The 16979-nt window shown below is 57.3% G+C and carries 10 protein-coding genes; 5 read left to right on the top strand and 5 right to left on the bottom strand.

The features are described from left to right. Window positions 1-58: 58 nt before the first annotated feature. On the bottom strand, window positions 59-2134 hold the full coding sequence (locus JV551A3_RS02575; RefSeq protein ID WP_133969952.1) for a TonB-dependent receptor: 2076 nt from the start codon (window positions 2132-2134) through the stop codon (window positions 59-61). Window positions 2135-2639: 505 nt separating this feature from the next. On the opposite strand from JV551A3_RS02575, the gene JV551A3_RS02580 reads away from it, so the two are divergent. Then, on the top strand, window positions 2640-3959 hold the full coding sequence (locus JV551A3_RS02580; protein ID WP_133969953.1) for an OprD family porin: 1320 nt from the start codon (window positions 2640-2642) through the stop codon (window positions 3957-3959). A 125-nt stretch (window positions 3960-4084) separates the two neighbouring features. On the opposite strand, the gene JV551A3_RS02585 is transcribed toward JV551A3_RS02580, so the two are convergent. The 3 genes from JV551A3_RS02585 to JV551A3_RS02595 form a co-directional block, all read right to left on the bottom strand. Beyond that, window positions 4085-5749, bottom strand: coding sequence for an FMN-binding glutamate synthase family protein (locus JV551A3_RS02585; RefSeq protein WP_133969954.1), 1665 nt, complete (start codon window positions 5747-5749; stop codon window positions 4085-4087). A 270-nt stretch (window positions 5750-6019) separates the two neighbouring features. Continuing rightward, window positions 6020-7387, bottom strand: a complete 1368-nt coding sequence (locus JV551A3_RS02590) for an ATP-binding protein (protein ID WP_133969955.1) — start codon at window positions 7385-7387, stop codon at window positions 6020-6022. Between the two features lies 1 nt (window position 7388). Continuing rightward, window positions 7389-8108: a response regulator gene (locus JV551A3_RS02595; protein WP_133969956.1), complete on the bottom strand. Its 720-nt coding sequence runs from the start codon at window positions 8106-8108 to the stop codon at window positions 7389-7391. A gap of 140 nt (window positions 8109-8248) precedes the next feature. Here JV551A3_RS02595 and JV551A3_RS02600 point away from each other — a divergent pair, with 140 nt between their 5' ends. Next, on the top strand, window positions 8249-10546 hold the full coding sequence (locus tag JV551A3_RS02600; RefSeq protein ID WP_133969957.1) for a TonB-dependent siderophore receptor: 2298 nt from the start codon (window positions 8249-8251) through the stop codon (window positions 10544-10546). A 417-nt stretch (window positions 10547-10963) separates the two neighbouring features. Here the strand turns inward: JV551A3_RS02600 and JV551A3_RS02610 are convergent, their stop codons facing one another. After that, window positions 10964-11170: a DUF3079 domain-containing protein gene (locus JV551A3_RS02610; protein WP_112251351.1), complete on the bottom strand. Its 207-nt coding sequence runs from the start codon at window positions 11168-11170 to the stop codon at window positions 10964-10966. 165 nt (window positions 11171-11335) lie between these two features. On the opposite strand from JV551A3_RS02610, the gene JV551A3_RS02615 reads away from it, so the two are divergent. The 3 genes from JV551A3_RS02615 to drt3b all read left to right on the top strand — a co-directional run bounded on the left by JV551A3_RS02615 (window position 11336) and on the right by drt3b (window position 15386). Beyond that, the gene (locus JV551A3_RS02615; protein ID WP_133969958.1) at window positions 11336-11809 is read left to right on the top strand and encodes a helix-turn-helix domain-containing protein; all 474 of its coding nucleotides are present in this window, start codon (window positions 11336-11338) and stop codon (window positions 11807-11809) included. Window positions 11810-12141: 332 nt separating this feature from the next. Beyond that, window positions 12142-13407 carry an antiviral reverse transcriptase Drt3a gene (gene drt3a, locus JV551A3_RS02620; protein ID WP_133969959.1) on the top strand — a complete coding sequence of 422 codons (1266 nt, stop codon included), beginning with the start codon at window positions 12142-12144 and terminating at the stop codon, window positions 13405-13407. Further along, window positions 13404-15386: an antiviral reverse transcriptase Drt3b gene (gene drt3b / locus JV551A3_RS02625; protein WP_133969960.1), complete on the top strand. Its 1983-nt coding sequence runs from the start codon at window positions 13404-13406 to the stop codon at window positions 15384-15386. Before drt3a ends, drt3b begins: the two co-directional genes overlap by 4 nt. The last annotated feature ends 1593 nt before the right edge of the window (window positions 15387-16979 follow it).

The following is a 16979-nucleotide window of genomic DNA, read 5'->3' on the forward strand; positions in this document are numbered from 1 at the left end:
TGTGGGGTACCTGTGGGAGCGGCTTTAGCCGCGAAGAGGCCGGCACAGGCAATAAAAATCAGAAGCTGTAGCTGCCAGTCACCACCAGGCTACGCGGGTCACCCACCTGGATCTGCGCCGCACTGGTCGCCGAGCTGTAGTAGGTCTTGTCGGCAATGTTGCTCAGTGCCGCCCGCACATCCCAGTCATGCGTGCGGTACCCCGCCAATGCATCCCAGCGCCCATACCCCGGCAGCACCGTGGTGTTCTGGTTGTCCGCATAACGCTCGCCCACCAGCGTCAGGCCGGTTTCGGCGTACCAGCCCAGCTCCGGTTTCCAGGTCACGAACAGGCTGCCGTTACGCTTTGCCACGTCATTGATGCGGTTGCCTTCCTGGCCGTTGTTGTCCTTGACGATGGTCGCGTCCTGCAGGCCGATGCCCCCGCGCACGTACCAGTTGCCAACGATGTTGCCGGTGGCAGTCAGCTCGATACCGCGCGAACGCTGCAAGCCGCTGAGCAGGATGTTTGCCGGGTCATGCGGGTCGCGGGTGCGGCGGTTGTACAGTTCCAACTCGTAGATGGCCAGGGTGGTGGTGAGACGCTGGTCGAGCCAGTCGCTCTTCACGCCGATTTCCTTCTGCCGGGTTTCTTCCGGCTTGGTCTCGTTGGTGTTGCCCTTTGCGCCTGGGGTGATGCCGATCAGACCGCCGCCAACCGGCGAGAAGGTCTTGCTCCACGAGGCGTAGAACGAATGGTCGCGCCACGGTGTATAGACCACACCCAGGCGTGGGCTGGTGCTGTTGCTGTCCTGTGGTTCGCTGCGGCCATCCTTGTCGGTGGTCTGCACTTCGAACTGGTCGAAGCGTACGCCGGCAAGAACCTGCCATTCATTGTTCAGACGGATCTGGTCTTGCAGATAAAGGCCGCGGCTATCGACCACAGTGTGGTTGTCACTCCACAGCGCCAGGTTGCCATTGAGCTGCTGGTCGCGGCCGGGCTTGCCCAGGCCCTGCAGCTTCTGGTCGACCGCTTTATACAGCACCGGGTCGCGCTTCTGGTTGCCGAATTCCAGGCCCAGCAACAGCTTGTGCTCCAGGCCCAGGGTGTCGAAGTCGCCCTCGGCCTCCAGGGTGTTGAACAGGTTGCGGGTGTTCAGGTCCTGCTGCCAGCGCTGGCGGGTCAAGGTGTCGGTGCTGGCGTTGTAGCCTGTGACGTAGGTGTTGTCGAACTCACTGTCCAGCTTGAACAGGCCCAAGGTATGGCGCAGCTGCCAGGTGTCGTTCAGCTGATAATTCAGGCGCGAGCGCAGCGACTGGGCACGGTCGTCGATGTAGTCGCGCTGGTCGCCATAAGTGGTGCTGCGGCTGACATCGGCCGGGCGACCGTTGACTCCCGGAATGCCACGATCCGGGGTGCGGTTGTAGCGGCTGTACTCGTATTGCACCAGCCAGTTCAGGTCGGGGGTGACCTGCCACATGATCGACGGGGCGAACAGTTGGCGGCTGCCATCGATACCGTCGCGGAAGCTGTTGTTGTCCTGGTTGCCCAGGTTCAGGCGCAGGCTGACGGTGTCGCTGGGGTCGGCACTGAGGTCGGCATACAGGCTGCGCAGGTCTTCGCTGCCGGCCTGCGCCTCGATGCTCGAACGGCGGCCGGGCTCCGGCGCCTTGCTCACCCGGTTAACGATACCGCCCTGGCTGCCACGGCCATACAGCACCGCTGCCGGCCCCTTGAGTACTTCGACCCGCTCGATGTTATGCAGGTCGCGGATGTACTGGCTGTCGTCGCGAATGCCGTCCAGGTAGAAGTCGTTGCTGGCTTCGAAGCCGCGAATGCGCACGCTGTCGAAGCGGGTGTCGGCACCGCTGCTGACGTTGGGAATGCCTTCCAGCGCCTTGCCCAGAGTATTGCTGCCGTAATCCAGCACGTTGACGGTCTTCACCGTGTCGACGGCCTGCGGCACGTAGCGCACCGGCGTCGAGGTGCGGGTCGCGGTGCTTACCTCCTTGACCCGCGGGTTGTCCTTTTCGCGATCACTGTCGGCGGTAACCGACAGTTCCGGCAGGGTGGTGGTAGCGGCACTGGCCAGGCCGGCGCTGAACAGCAGCGACAGGCCAAGCGTCAGGGGTGAACGACGGCAGGGTACAAGCATGGGCACATCCGGATCGAGCAGGTGAAAAAGAGGTGCGGATGGTAATGCTTGCTATTTGCTATTGCTTGAGTATTTGTAAAGGGTTGTCATTACATCTGTGTCAGGTTGTTACAACTCCTGCCATGTCGCCTTTCCCTGTAGGAGCAGCCTTGCGCTGCGAAGGCGCCCTAACAGGAAAATTGTCCGTTCGATCAAAAGGCCATTTCCCACACAAGATAAATTCTCCGCTGATAGCGCGAACCTGCATGTAAATGCACCAGAGCCGCTGGCGATTTTGGTTATATCAACCTGCATTTCACGAGTTTTTGACATTTGTAATCGCACACGGCTAGGATTCGGCCAACGCCTGCTGGCCATGATCTTGGCCATGCTGCTGCCAGAGGCCGCCGTGTTGTTATCGGCAGGCCTTCCAGTCTGGATCCGCATAGCGTCGAACCTACGAAGGGGCGTTGGTTCCTGGCGTCATATTGCAGAGCGTTTTTGATTAAGAAATAAGGAAAACAACATGTTGAAAACCAGGATCAGCCTGGTCGCCCTGGCGATGATCGCCGCGACCCAGGCACAGGCCAATGATCAGGCCGACAGCAAAGGCTTCATCGAGGACAGCCACGCCAACGTCCTGCTGCGTAACGCCTACATCAACCGCGACAAGAAACACGGCACCGACGACCAGATCGAATGGGGCCAAGGCGTCATCGCCAACTTCTCCTCCGGCTTCACCCAGGGCACCGTCGGTGTCGGCGTCGATGCATTCGGCCTGTACGCCGTGCGTCTTGACGGCGGCAAGGGCCACAACGGTGGCGCAGGTGTCGACTTCTTCAAGCCTTCGGACTTCAAGGACCAGAACGACAACGCCAACTCGCCGCACAACCTGGCCCGTGGTGGCGCTGCAGTGAAGTTCCGCATCTCCAACACCGTGCTCAAGTACGGTGACCAGATGCCGGCACTGCCTGTGCTGCAGTACGACGACGCCCGTCTGCTGCCAGAAAGCTTCACCGGTACCCTGATCACCTCCAAAGAGATCCAGGGCCTGGAACTGAACGCCGGTCGCTTCACCCAGGAGGCGCGCAAGAGCGCCGAGCGCCGTGACGGCGGCGGCCTGAAGTCGATCAACGTCTTCGGTGGTAGCTACAAGTTCACCGACAACTTCACCGCTTCGCTGTACACCGCCGACAACGAAGACGTGATGAAGAAGCACTACCTGGGCTTGAACTACGTCTTCCCGATCGCCAACGACCAGTCCCTGACCCTGGACTTCAACGGCTACAAGTCGGACATCGACAACAAGTTCGTCAAGAGCGCCGAACTCAACGGCGACTCCAACACCATCTGGAGCCTGGCAGCCACTTACGCGTATGGTGCGCACTCGTTCACCATCGCCCACCAGCGCAGCACCGGCAGCACCGGCTACAACTACGGCTGGTACCAGAACGCGGGTGGCGTGGGTGACGGTGGTTCGACCATCTACCTGGCCAACTCGTACTGGTCCGACTTCAACGCCGAAGACGAGCGCTCCTGGCAGCTGGGCTACGGCCTGGACTTCGGTGCCTACGGCATCCCGGGCTTGACCTACAAGCTGGCCTACGTGGTGGGTGACAACATCAACACTCGCAAAGTGGGCAACCCGCAGGGCTTCGGTGAAGGTAAAGAGCGCGAGATCTTCAACCAGATCCGTTACGTGGTGCAGGACGGCCCGGCCAAGGACCTGTCCATCAAGCTGCGTAGCTCGTTCGTGCGTACCAACAATGCCGTGCAGCAGAATGGTTACAACGACGACGGCAACGAAGTCCGCGTATTCGTCGAGTATCCGATCAGCATCTTCTGATCCTGATCTGATGGCCTAGGGGCTGCTTTGCAGCCCATCGCGACACAAGGCCGCTCCTACATGAGATTGCGCTTCTGTAGGAGCGGCCTTGTGTCGCGAAAGGGCCGCAAAGCGGCCCCCGGCTTTCACGCCGGCTCCACTTCCCTGCGCCGCACCCCGGCAACCTTCACCTCTCCTGCCCCAGTCTCCGGCGCAAAGCTGTCACTACGCGCCATCCGCCACATCCGCGCATAAAACTCGCTTTCAATCGAGCCACTGAGCAATTCGCCCGGCTTGAGGAAGGTGTGCAGGTCCGAGAACAGCCCGATCTCGCTGGAGCTGATACGCCGCGCCAAGTGCTTTGGCTTGAGCTCCGCAGGATGTTCCAAGCCCGCGGCAGCCAACATTTCGGCCAGCGCATGCAGCGTATTGCGGTGGAAACTGGCCACCCGTTCGGCCTTGTCCGGCACCACCAGGGCGCGCTGGCGCAGCGGGTCTTGCGTAGCCACGCCGGTCGGGCATTTGTTGGTATGGCAGCTCTGCGACTGGATGCAGCCGATGGCGAACATGAAACCGCGCGCGGAATTGACCCAGTCCGCCCCGATGGCCAGCACGCTGGCGATGTCGAAGGCGCTGACGATCTTGCCTGCCGCGCCAATGCGGATGCTGGCGCGCAGGTTCAGGCCGACCAGGGTGTTGTGCACGAACATCAGGCCCTCGCGCATCGGCACGCCCATGTTGTCGCTGAACTCGCGTGGCGCCGCACCGGTACCGCCTTCCTTGCCATCGACGACGATGAAGTCCGGGGTGATACCTGTGGCCAGCATGGCCTTGGCAATGCCCATGAATTCCCAAGGGTGGCCCAGGCAGAATTTGAACCCCACCGGTTTGCCGCCCGACAGCTCGCGCAGGCTGGCAACGAACTGCAGCAACTCGACCGGGGTGCGGAAGGCACTGTGCGCCGCCGGCGAGATGCAGTCCTCGCCCACGCGCACGCCACGGGTTGCGGCAATCTCGGGGCTGACCTTGTGCCCCGGCAGGATGCCGCCATGGCCCGGTTTGGCGCCCTGGCTGAGCTTGATCTCGATCATCTTCACCTGTGGCGAGCGCGCCTGCTCGGCGAAGCGCTGCGGGTCGAAGCGGCCGTCCTCGGTGCGGCAGCCGAAGTAGCCACTGCCGATTTCCCAGATCAGGTCACCGCCATGTTCGCGGTGGTACGGGCTGATGCTGCCTTCACCGGTGTCATGGGCAAAACGGCCCATGCGTGCACCGCGGTTCAGGGCAGCGATGGCGTTGGCACTGAGGGCGCCGAAGCTCATGGCCGAGATGTTGAAGATCGATGCCGAATAGGGCAGGCGGCATTGCGGCCCGCCAATGGCGATGCGGAACGACGCCGGGTCTGGCGTGGCCACTGGCAGCATGGAATGGCTGATGAACTCGAAGCCCGGCTTGTAGGCATCGTTGAGGGTGCCGAAGGCTTTCTCGGCGCTTTCGTTCTTGGCCCGGGCGTAAACCAGCGAACGCTGCGAGCGCGAGAACGGCAGCTTGTCGTCGTCGCCCTCGATCAGGTACTGGCGGATTTCCGGGCGGATGGTTTCGATCAGATAGCGGATGTTGCCCAGTATCGGATAGTTGCGGCGCACGGCGTGGTGGCTTTGCCGCAGGTCGTTCAGGCCGACCAGGCTGAGCAGCGCGGCGATCAGCGTCAACGGCCACAGCCAGGCATGCCGGGGTAGCAGCGGCAGGCTGGCGAAGGTGAACAGCAGGCAGAGGGCGAGGCAGGCGTAGCGGCTGGGTAGAGAGTGTTTCATGGGTCCATCGCAGGCAGGATGACCGGGCATAGGATAGGCAAAGGCGGGGAGGGGAAAACCTGGGTAATCGGTAAAAGACTGTTACCTGATCGCCTATTCCCAGGGTCATGCGGTCCTTCGTAATGCGGCCTGGGCCTCTGTAGGAGCGGCCTTGTGTCGCGATGGGCTGCGCAGCAGCCCCCGGATTGCAGCGTCACAGCGAAGATTATTGGGGCTGCTGCGCAGCCCATCGCGACACAAGGCCGCTCCTACAGGGGACCGCGCTTGCCTTCACATCGGTAGCAATATGCTAACCCGCAACCCACCCCCCTCGCGGTTCGCCAGCAGCAACTCGCCCCCATGGCTGGTGGCAATCCGCTGGGCAATGCTCAACCCCAGCCCATATCCCCCGGACGCCTGGTTGCGCGACCCTTCACCGCGCACGAAAGGGTCGATGATGGTCGCCAGCAGGCTTGGCGCAATCCCCGGCCCGCGGTCATCGACATGGATGAACACCCCCGTGTTCGCCTGTTCCAGCGTGACCGAAACCTCCTTGGCATAACGCAACGCATTGACCAACAGGTTCTGCAGGCAGCGCTGCAGCAGCAGGGCATCGATCCGCAGGCTGCCCGCCTGGCCATGCACCGGCAGCGGCTCTTCCGCAGTGGCCAGCTCCGCGCACTGGCGCGCCACCAGCCGGTCCAGGTCCACCTGCTGCAAGTTCTGCTGCTCCCCCGCGCGCAGGTAATCGAGCACCTGGCCGATCATGTTGTCCATCTGCGCGATGTTCTGCCGCAGGCGTTGCCGGTTTTCGTCGTCCGGCAGGCGCTCCAGGCGCAGGCGCATGCGCGTCAGCGGGGTGCGCAGGTCATGGGACACGGCGGCCAGGAAGTAGGCCTTGTCGTCGACCATCGCGATCAGCCGCTGCTGCATGGCGTTGAAGGCCTGGGCCGCCTGGCGCACTTCCTCCGGGCCATCCAGCGCCAAGGGCGGCTGCTCGAGGTTGCTACCCAGGCCGCGCGCGGCATCGGCCAGGCGCCGCAACGGGCGCAGGCAAAGGCGCACAGCGATCAGGCACACCAGCAATACCGCGAAGATGCGCAGCGCGTACACCCGCAACAGATAATCGCTGATCAGCACCCAGGCCGACTCGCCGCTCCAGCCTTGCAGTTCCTGGCCCTCGATGGTCAGCCAGTGCCCATCGGCCAACGGCACCGCGAACTGCAGATGCGCCTGGGCGGTGCGCAGGCCGAACAGGCTGCGCCAGACGATCGGCTGGCCCTGTTCATCAGTCAATTGCACCTTGATCAGGCGCACGTCCTGGGCATGCCCCAGCTCGTACTCGAGGGCCTGGTGCAACAACAGCTCGACGCGCCTGCGCCCGCGGCGCTCGTCCTGCACCGGCGTGGGTAGGGCTTCGCTGCAACGCAGTTGGTAATGCGCTGGCGCCTGCAGTGCACCGGCGCGGCAGTCAGCCTGGGCGATCAACGGCGCGCTGCGTGCGGCGATGAGCCGAACAGGGGCCTCGAGTACCTGGGCAAAACGCACATCGAACCAGATGCTGCTGGACATCAACTGGACCAGCACGGTGCCGCTGACCATTATCAGCAGCAGCTGGCCGAACAACGTGCGTGGCCACAGCCGGCGCAGCCAGCGCATGTCAGGCATCGGCCCCGTTGGCGGCGATGCTCAGCAAATAGCCTTCGTTGCGGATGGTGAGAATTTGCGCGGTACCCGCCGGCGCGTGGCGCAGGTGCTGGCGCAGGCGGCTGACGCACATGTCCACCGAACGGTCATCGGGCAGGTGGTCGCGGCCGAACGCACTGCGCGTCAGCTGGTCGCGGGACACCACGCGGTTGTTGGCTTCCAGCAGTTCGCGCAGTACGCGGTAGTCGGAGCGGGGCAAGGTCAGGGTCTGGCCATCGGGCCGGGTGAGCAGGCGCTTCACGTGTTCGAGGCGGAAGCCGGCGAACAGCTGGGCATCTTCTACCGGCTCTTCAGCGGGCGCATCCAGGCGTTGCGGACGACGCAGCACGGCCTTGATCCGGGCGATCAGCTCGCGTGGCTCGAACGGCTTGGCCAGGTAGTCATCGGCACCCACCTCCAGGCCGATGATGCGGTCCAGCGTGCTGCCCTTGGCCGAAAGCATGATCACCGCCAGCCCGGGCGTGGCTTGCAACTGGCGGCACAGGCTGAGGCCGTCCTCGCCCGGCAGCATCAGGTCGAGCACCACCAGCTCCACCTTGTGCCGGGCCAGTTGCTCGCGCATCTGCTCGCCGTCAGCTGCTGCCAGCACGTTATAGCCGGCATCTGTCAGGTAATCACAAAGAAGTTCGCGAATCTCGTCGTCATCATCGACAACAAGCAAAGTTGTGCTCATGCAGAAAAACACCTGTTCGGTGAGGGCCGGTGGCGCTCGTTACGTTCGATTACATCCCCGTACAAGCCGGGTCTGGAGCCCGGGGGACCGATCCCTAGAATCCTAACAAAAAATCATCTGCAAATACGAAGTCTTCCCAAATGAACTCCGAGAGCACCCCGAACGCCTTCTCCTCCATCAGCCGAGGCGGCACGCACCTCAAACCGCTGGCCCTGTTCATTGCCATGGCCGTCAGTGGTGGCGCGATGGCTGCCGACAGCAAGCCCCTGGAACTGGATGCCACGCAGATCGAAGACAGCGCCCTGCTGCCTGCCGACGAAGCCGGCCAGCTGGGTTACACGGTCGAAAGCACCCGCAGCTCCACTGGCCTGGCCCTGACGCCGCGCCAGACGCCACAGTCGGTCACCACCATTACCCGCCAGCAGATGGATGACCGCGACATCCACACAATCGAGCAAGCACTGGAAACCACCCCAGGTGTGACCGCGAGCAAGTCCGAAGTGGGCGGGCGTACCGACTACCGTGCCCGTGGTTACTCGATCAGCAACTGGAAGGTCGATGGCCTGCAGTTCCAGGGTGGTTCCGACTTCAGTGGTGGCGGCAACGCGCTGAACATGGACCTGTACGAGCGCATCGACATCGTGCGCGGCGCCAATGGCCTGCTGGGTGGTACCGGCGACCCGTCGGCCACCGTCAACCTGATCCGCAAGGCGCCGACCAGGACGTTCGGCGGCAGCGCCTATGCCACCTACGGCAGCTGGGACAAACGCCGCCTGGGCGCCGACCTCAACCTGCCGCTGTCCGAAGACGGCCGCCTGCGTTCGCGCTTCGTGATGACCCAGCAGGACGCCAACTCATTCCGCGACAACCAGTCCGAGCGCTCCCGCGCAGCGCTGGCCAACTTCGAGTTCGACCTGGACGACGCCACCACCCTCGGTGCCGGCTACCAGTACGAGTACAACAAGATTGTCGGCGGTGGCTGGGGCGCGAATATCCCGATCTGGTACCGCGATGGCAGCAAGACCGACCTGCCGCGCAGCACCAACGTGGTGCCCAGCTGGAGCTTTGGCGAGTACACCACCCGCACTGCGTTCGGCTCGCTGGAGCACCGCTTCGACAACGACTGGACGCTGGACCTGAAAGCCGCCCAGAGCACCGCCGAAACCCTCAACCACCGCGGCCTGGCCAAGGTCAACTCGGCGGGCCGAGGCAGTTACGGCGGCTACTGGGACCAGGATGGCAGCGGTGCCGTGCTCAACGGCCTGCACAGCTCCACCGACACCACCCAGCAATCGGCGCAGATCGACCTGTCCGGCCCGTTCCAGCTGTTCGGCCGTACCCACCAGGCGATGGTTGGCTACAACGACAGCCGCACCGTGGCCTGGTCGCCGGAATACACCTGCACCATGGTTGGCGACGGCATGGCCAGTGCGCCTGCGCTGGGGTGCCAGTTCCGCGCCAACAACGGCTTCCCGCTGACCGACTGGCACAATGGCGTGGATGACGACTACAACATCATCGCCTCGCGCACCGGCCGCCACAGCAAGACCACCACCCGCCTGCAGGGCATGTACGCCGCAACCCGGCTGAGCATCACCGACCCACTGTCGGTCATCCTCGGCGTGCGCACCAGCAACTACTCGGCCAGCACCCGCAGCGTGGCTGGCGCACGTACCAGCCAGGAAGAGAACGGCATCGTCACCCCGTACCTGGGCGCGGTGTACGACCTCAACGACAACTACTCGCTGTACGCCAGCTACACCGACATCTTCACCCCGCAAACCGCTGAAACCACTAGCGGCAGCAAGGTAGAGCCGATTCGCGGGCAAAGCTACGAGACGGGTATCAAGGGAGAGTGGTTCGATGGCCGCCTGAACGCCTCGGCGGCATACTTCCGCACCAAGCAGGACAACAAGGCAGTGCTCGACGGCGACCTGACCACCCCCACCGGTGGCGACGCCTACAAGGCCGGTTCCGGCCAGGAAACCGACGGTATCGACCTGGAAATCGCCGGCGCCCTGACCCCCAGCTGGAACGTGTACGCCGGCTACACCTACCTGCACTTCCGCCGCCTCGACAGCGACGGCCGCAGCGACCCGTCGCACCTGTTCAAGGCCTCGACCACCTACCGCCTTTCCGGCCCGCTCGACCGCCTGACCCTGGGCGCCGGGGTGACTGCGCAGAGCAACATCCGCGCAATCTCCAGCCCGGCGGGCCAGCCGAGCAATGGTGTGAGCAACGGTGCCACTGATGTGAACTGGTCCGGTTATGCCATCTGGAATGCCATGGCCAAGTACCAGCTGACGGACGATATCAGCGTCAGCCTCAACGCCAACAACCTGTTCGACAAGCACTACTACACCCGTTACGGGTTCTATGCCGGGGCGATTTATGGTGACCCACGCAACCTGTCGCTGACGGTCAGCACAGCGTTCTGATCAAACGCACTGGGGCTGCTGCGCAGCCCATCCAGCGCGCCCCGTTGGTAGAAACTGCCGTGCTCAATTTCTAACAGGTGGCGCGATCCCTGTGGGAGCGGGCGCGCCCGCGAACACGGGCGAAGCCCGTGCCATCCACCGCAGCACCTGATTCGCTGGGTCGGCGCCAGGCTCAAACCATGATAGATGGCCCAGCCCTTTGCGCTGCGCTGTCGCGTAGATAACTGAAATTGCAAGCAATCCGCGTACCCTGTGGGAGCGGCTTTAGCCGCGAAGAATCCAACGCGGTGCATGCCACCGGCTGCGCCGGTGTTCGCGGCTAAAGCCGCTCCCACATGGCCCCTGCTAATTCAATGAGTTATGTGCAGTTCTATGAGAGCCTGGCTTGCCGGCTATGGGCCGTAAAGCTGCCCTATTTCACCTAGGGCCAGTCCCTTGCTCGCGATCAACCGGCTTCTCCAGCCGGTCTTCGAAACTGTCCCAGTCCTCGCCAAACAGTTCCACCGGGTGCATGGTCCGACTCGCCCCATTGCCACAGGCCAATGCCTTGGCCGGGCAATACAGGTCGCAGCCCCAGCAGATGCGCTCCGGGTGGCTGGGGTTTGTGGGGAATTTCTTGGCCATGGTCAGCTTCCCTCAGGACTATGTGCCCAACATATACCTCGGCCCGCTATTCAGCTTGATCGGCATCAATGTCCCGGTGACCTTCAGCAGAGCGTATATTCCGGATCCAGAAATCTGTTTGACCTAGCACTTGCCCAATACCTACCGATTCGACAGGTGACAACCATGAAGCGGTATAAAATCGAAGCCAATGGAGTAGATGCCTTCATCGCCAATATTTCACCCATGCTGGATGGCCTGGACGCCCAGATGGCAACCATGGCCCAGCCTCTTGCTGCCTGCCATGATCCTATCAAGGACGATGCTGAGCTCCAGGCGCGGATGGCATTGATCGATAAGCTCTACTCGCATGCCGACAGCGAAGGTCACGCAGCAGCGCGCTTTGCGGAGATGGTGGCGGATCGTGTCCACGAGTATGAGAGTGAGTCGGTACTCGTGCCGTTTGCGAGCCAGGCCGAAGCATTGGCCTTCCTGCTGTCGGACAGGGGGGTGAAGCAGAAGGACCTTGCCTCGATAGCAACTCAGAGCGCGGTTTCAGAGATTTTGAACAATAAGCGGAAGATGACGGTTGCCCAGATAAAGGGCTTTGCTGAGTTTTTCAGCGTACCGGTCGAGTTTTTCATGCATGGGGTGGTTTGAAATCGGTAGGGGCGCTGGGACGGGACACAGAAAGCAAAAAAGGCCCACCTTTCGGTGAGCCTTTTTTGATACTGCGTATGGTGGCATCAGGAGTCGAATAATTTATTAACTATTTGATTTAAATGAGATTTCTGACTTGGTGTGAAGAGACTTTCCCTTCGGCTATCCTCAATCTTGCTATGCAGCGACCAGATACTAGAAGCTCCTTATGCTACCTAATAGCCATGGACGAGGTAGTGGCTTTTTGATACGTTGCTTGGGGGGGCTGTTTCTTGGTGTCAAGACTCAGTCAAACTAATGAATACTTGTGGTCGTGGTTGTGAGTCGCAGTCATGATGATAGAAATACCTTACACAGCCAAAAATCTTGCTGAGTGTATAAGTTTTCAAGATATTATTAAACTCCCGCATTTGCAAGATCGAGCGCAACGTGCTGAGCTTGCTAAGAAGTCATTAAGTCTTATTGCGCGTAGTCAGTCCTTTTTAGGCTGCTTGAATCGTATAAGAATTGGTGGTGATGACGGTTATGTATTTAATTCCCTAAAGTCAGAGCTGGTGGCGCGACTTGCCTCAAGAAATATAAAGGCAAATTATGGAATAAAGCAGTCTGATAGACAAACAATTATTGCAAATGCGATAACGCTTTTTAAGGAGGGTACGCCGTTTGATGTTTATAGATTTGACATTAAGAAGTTTTATGAGAATGTGGATTTAAAGATACTTTTCGAGCGTTTGATGCTTGATGGGAAGTGCTCTTGGCAAACTCTTGTTTTGGTGGATCAGTTTTTTAAAACGCTTTCGGCTAGTGGTGTTTCAGGTTTGCCTCGTGGCTTGAGTATAAGTGCTACACTCTCCGAGTTCTATTTGAAAGAGTTTGATCTGGCCATATCATCAATGAGTGAGGTTTTTTACTATGCAAGATTTGTTGATGATATTTTAATTGTCGCATCGGGTAGTTCGTCTAGAACGGATTTCGAAAAGAAAGTTGAAGACAATCTGCCGCAAGGTTTAGAGTTTCATGGCGGTGGAAAGCGAGAGTACATCCCCGTGGCTCGCTTGACACAGGGGAGCGGTAAAATCCTTAAGAAATTTGATTACTTGGGCTATGGCCTACAAATTTTTAACGAAGCTTCCCACGAGGCTGTAAATGGAATTCAGCGGCGTAAGGTTGTTTGCGATATTTCGGATGGAAAAGTCGCCAAAATAAAAATGAGGCTTCTCCAGTCGTACACAAGCTATCTATCAAGCTATCAATACCCTAGTGACTTTTTGTTGTTAAAAAACAGAATTAGAGCTCTGGCGGGTAATTTCTACATTGTCGATCCTATGACTGGGGTGGATATTAAAACCGGGATATATTTTAACTATATCCATAAAAATTCAATAGGGCGTTGCGCCCTCGATGAATTGGACTCCTTCTCAAGGGGTATTCTTTTTTCTAGTAAACATAAATTGTCTCGGCGAATTTCGGCGGCCCTGTCTTTGAGTAAGCGTAAACAGTTGGCCGGTTTTAGCTTTAGGACCGGCTTTGAAAAGGCGCGATTTCACTCCTTTAAATATGACGTGCTTAAGAAAATAAAGGAGTGCTGGCGTAAATGAAAGCTGGATTTAGGCGTGTTAAGAAAGAAGATTTTTCAAGGGTGGTTTTGACGGAGACCTGTCCATACGAAGTACCTATAATATTTAGTAACCTAGGCTTTTACTGGCATCTGAAAAAACATGAGACAGGTGAGGGGCTTTTTCCAGATGTTATGGGGCACTTGTTCTGTCGTGACTTGAGTTCGGATTATACGATTCCATTAAGTTATAAAATTCGTAAAGATGAGAACTCATTTAGAACACTGTCGCTTCTGCATCCTCGCGCGCAATTCAGATTTGTTGAATTTTATAAGACGTTCGGTGAGCAGGTCATCTTTTCGTGTACTAAAAGCTCGTTTAGCATCAGGCATCCAAGTGGTGTCGCCAGCAAGTATTACACCAAAAGTGAGAATGATAACATAAGCAAATATCGATCTAGCCAGGTGGTAGTCTCTTCTGCTGAGTCGCGTACAAAATACCTGTCATCTTATTTTTCTTATTCTGGTTATACGCGATTATATCGTTTTTTTGAGTCTTATGATTTTTTGCAGTTAGAAAGACAGTACTCATCTTTTTGGTCAGTTGATATCTCTAAGTTTTTTGATAGTATTTACACTCACTCTATTACTTGGGCTTTGAAAACTAAAGAGTTCTCAAAAAACCATTCCGCCGTCAAAAATTCGTTCGGGGCTGTATTTGATCGCCTGATGCAGGCATCTAATTATAATGAGACGGCAGGGATCGTTATTGGTCCGGAGGTTTGCAGGATATTTGCTGAAGTCATTTTTCAGCAGATCGATAGTGATATTCAAGGAGAGCTAAGTTCAAAAGGTTTAGTTGTCGGGCGTGATTACACTGTGCGGAGGTATGTTGATGATGTCTTCATATTTGCAATTAGTGATCACGTCGCAAGCGATGTGTATCATGCTGTTGAGATTCATGCGAAGAAATACAAGCTCAACATAAATAAAGAAAAAACCGTTAAGGCCACAAGGCCATTTGTTACTGAAAAAACGAAATCGCTGAAAGCAGTAAGGTACGCGCTCGCTAAGCTTATTGAAAGACTTCTACCCAAGACTGAGTCAGATGAGGATGGAGTTTATGTGCCTCATAGGCTTTATAATAGAAGACGAGTAGCAGTAGACTTTATTGGGGAGGTGAAGTCTGCATGTATAGGCGATCCAGAATCTTATGGTGTAATGTGTGGTTACTTGATGTCGGCGCTAACCAGGGTTTTGACCCAAGTAACAGAGAAAAATATTTCTCGCTCATTTGATAGTTCTGAAGTTGGTCATAAGTTTTTTGGGTTTTATCATGTTCTAATTGAAATAATATTTCACTTGTTTACGGTGAATCCTAGTCATGTCGGATCGGTGAAAATATTTATAGCCTCAACGCTGTCATGTTCTTTCTTTGAAGCGCATCTGCCAGGCGAATTAAATTCAATAAAAAGTAAGATATATACTTGTTGTCGAGATTTTTTCGAAAGCAGTGAGTATGCAAAAATATCTGAGGGTAATAATGATCACGCTATGCTTGAAGCACTGAACTTGCTTGTTGTACTTAAAGGGCTAGGGGGCAATTATTTGCTGCCGCGTGATACGTTGCAGAGAATCGTAAATTTTTCGGCTGGTAGGCAGTTGTCATATTTTGAAATTGTTGTATTGCTTTATTATGTTGAGAACATCCCTTCCTATGCCGCGATAAAAAAAATTTTGTTGGCGTCTATAAAGGAAAGGCTTGATGATCTTTCTGATATTAGATCGAGCGCAGAAAAGATTTATCTCTTTTTGGATGTTATGACTTGTCCCTTCGTTGAGGATAAAGTTAAATCAAGATTTACAGTGGCCTTGTATAAGCAGATTAACGAAAAAAACCCAACGCCGTCACAAGCTTCAGATCTTATGTTGAGGCTGAGTAAGTATCCATGGTTTGTTTCGTGGAAAGACGCTGATTTTCTTTCATCGCTTGAGAAGAAAGAGTTGCTAAAAGGGTATTAGTAATATAGATTTCTTATCTGCAGGGTGTACCGGTCAGCTTTACAGTCTGATTTTAGGCTGGCTAACCGAAACCGATTCCGCTATCAGTCTTGGATGGACTCATTTCGGGGGGAGGGGAAGGAATCATTTGCTTGTAAGGGAATGGCGGGTAACCGCACACACTATACTGATTGGATGCCCTGCCCTAGTTTCTGATTGTTCTGATCCTCCGTAAGGTCCCCGTATCATCAGGGAACACGTGTATCTGGGTATCTTCGCTTATATTGATGTGTTCATCAGAACTTCTCGCCCCTAACCTAGCTATCGTCCCCACGTCATCCCGCCAAGAATGTTGAGTGTTATCAGGGATCAAGGCCCCTGCAGCCTGTGGGGAATGTCCACTACGCAGGACTGGCGGCTCCTTACGTCCGGGAGCAAGGGCATCTCATGATCTGGCCTCCTGAGCACCGTTACCGGTGGGCGGGTGGAGGCTGCATTGGCTGACGAGACCAGTGCCGCGAGATCCTGAGCCGGGTGAACGCAGCGATGCGATGACCGGGGCATGCCTGACTGTCAGTCAGGTGCAGTCCATTCCCTGGTCTGCGGCACCATCATCTGCATGGTTGTTGCTGGTGACATCGGCTTTTTGTCACCCCAATTGTCATGAGGGGAATTGTTGCTGAGCCATGTGCGATCAGGGCTGCAGCAGTGTCAGGAGCGCCCGTCTCTTTCCAGTGAAAGAGACGGGCGCAGGTTGGCGCACGCGAAATGGCCAAGCGGATAGGTTGCTGCTGAGCAGATGGGTTGGGTGGTTGCCGCAGGGGCAACGATATTGAGTTGGCATCCATCACATGGGTAGTGACCGTACGAACTGCCGGACGCGAATCGTACTTGAGGGTGAACCACCGCGGGAGCGGCGTGACCTTTAAGGTTCGGGTCACAGCTCTTGCGACTCCCGGTCTACGCTTGTGGACAATATTCGTCAAGCAGCGCGATATCAGGGATTTAGGGCCTGTGGATAAAACTACCCCCCGGTGGACATCAGTGGTTTTCCACAGACGTATGCTGTGCCAGCAGTTTTTTTCTTAGGTATGGTCCTTTCAAACGGGGCGGCTTTGCAGTCCCGTTTGAAAGGACCCGCGCGGAGGAGCTTCATGCGGGTCTGTGGGTAACTTCACAGCGAGTTTGATGCGGTGGTGCGGCGGGCTTGATTGAGATCAATCTTGGGGAGGAGTACAGCCACTACAAACAACTGACCCAACATTACCGGATCAGTGGTGAGGGGGACGCGTTGCCAACTGGGCATAGCCGTTCGGCAGATGATGGGCATCCACGAAGTGCCGGGTTTGCAGTTCTAGCACCATGTTCATCAGACTGGATACGGGCTCAGCCACGCCCCACGTAGCAGCAACCTTGTCGTAACGGTTTACCGCTTGCGCCTTTTCTACCTGTTTTCCATTCAGAGCTTGAGAAAGATCATTCCAGCGGGTGACTATCTTCTTCATCTGCTCGGCTTGTTCCGGCTTCATGCATGGANAACGGCGAAGCCGGTCAACCAGATACATCAGGCGCCGCTTCCTTACGGGGGCGAGCCTTGGCATGTTCAAGCGATTT

The sequence above is a fragment of the Pseudomonas inefficax genome, from assembly GCF_900277125.1.
GTDB classification, from domain to species: domain Bacteria; phylum Pseudomonadota; class Gammaproteobacteria; order Pseudomonadales; family Pseudomonadaceae; genus Aquipseudomonas; species Aquipseudomonas inefficax.

Excerpts from the sequence above, each read along its gene's own strand:
- JV551A3_RS02585 (WP_133969954.1), bottom strand. The coding sequence starts at position 5,749 with ATGAAACACTCTCTACCCAGCCGCTACGCCTGCCTCGCCCTCTGCCTG.
- JV551A3_RS02575 (WP_133969952.1), bottom strand. The coding sequence starts at position 2,134 with ATGCTTGTACCCTGCCGTCGTTCACCCCTGACGCTTGGCCTGTCGCTG.
- JV551A3_RS02580 (WP_133969953.1), top strand. The coding sequence starts at position 2,640 with ATGTTGAAAACCAGGATCAGCCTGGTCGCCCTGGCGATGATCGCCGCG.
- JV551A3_RS02595 (WP_133969956.1), bottom strand. The coding sequence starts at position 8,108 with ATGAGCACAACTTTGCTTGTTGTCGATGATGACGACGAGATTCGCGAA.
- drt3a (WP_133969959.1), top strand. The coding sequence starts at position 12,142 with ATGATGATAGAAATACCTTACACAGCCAAAAATCTTGCTGAGTGTATA.
- JV551A3_RS02600 (WP_133969957.1), top strand. The coding sequence starts at position 8,249 with ATGAACTCCGAGAGCACCCCGAACGCCTTCTCCTCCATCAGCCGAGGC.
- JV551A3_RS02610 (WP_112251351.1), bottom strand. The coding sequence starts at position 11,170 with ATGGCCAAGAAATTCCCCACAAACCCCAGCCACCCGGAGCGCATCTGC.
- JV551A3_RS02615 (WP_133969958.1), top strand. The coding sequence starts at position 11,336 with ATGAAGCGGTATAAAATCGAAGCCAATGGAGTAGATGCCTTCATCGCC.
- drt3b (WP_133969960.1), top strand. The coding sequence starts at position 13,404 with ATGAAAGCTGGATTTAGGCGTGTTAAGAAAGAAGATTTTTCAAGGGTG.
- JV551A3_RS02590 (WP_133969955.1), bottom strand. The coding sequence starts at position 7,387 with ATGCGCTGGCTGCGCCGGCTGTGGCCACGCACGTTGTTCGGCCAGCTG.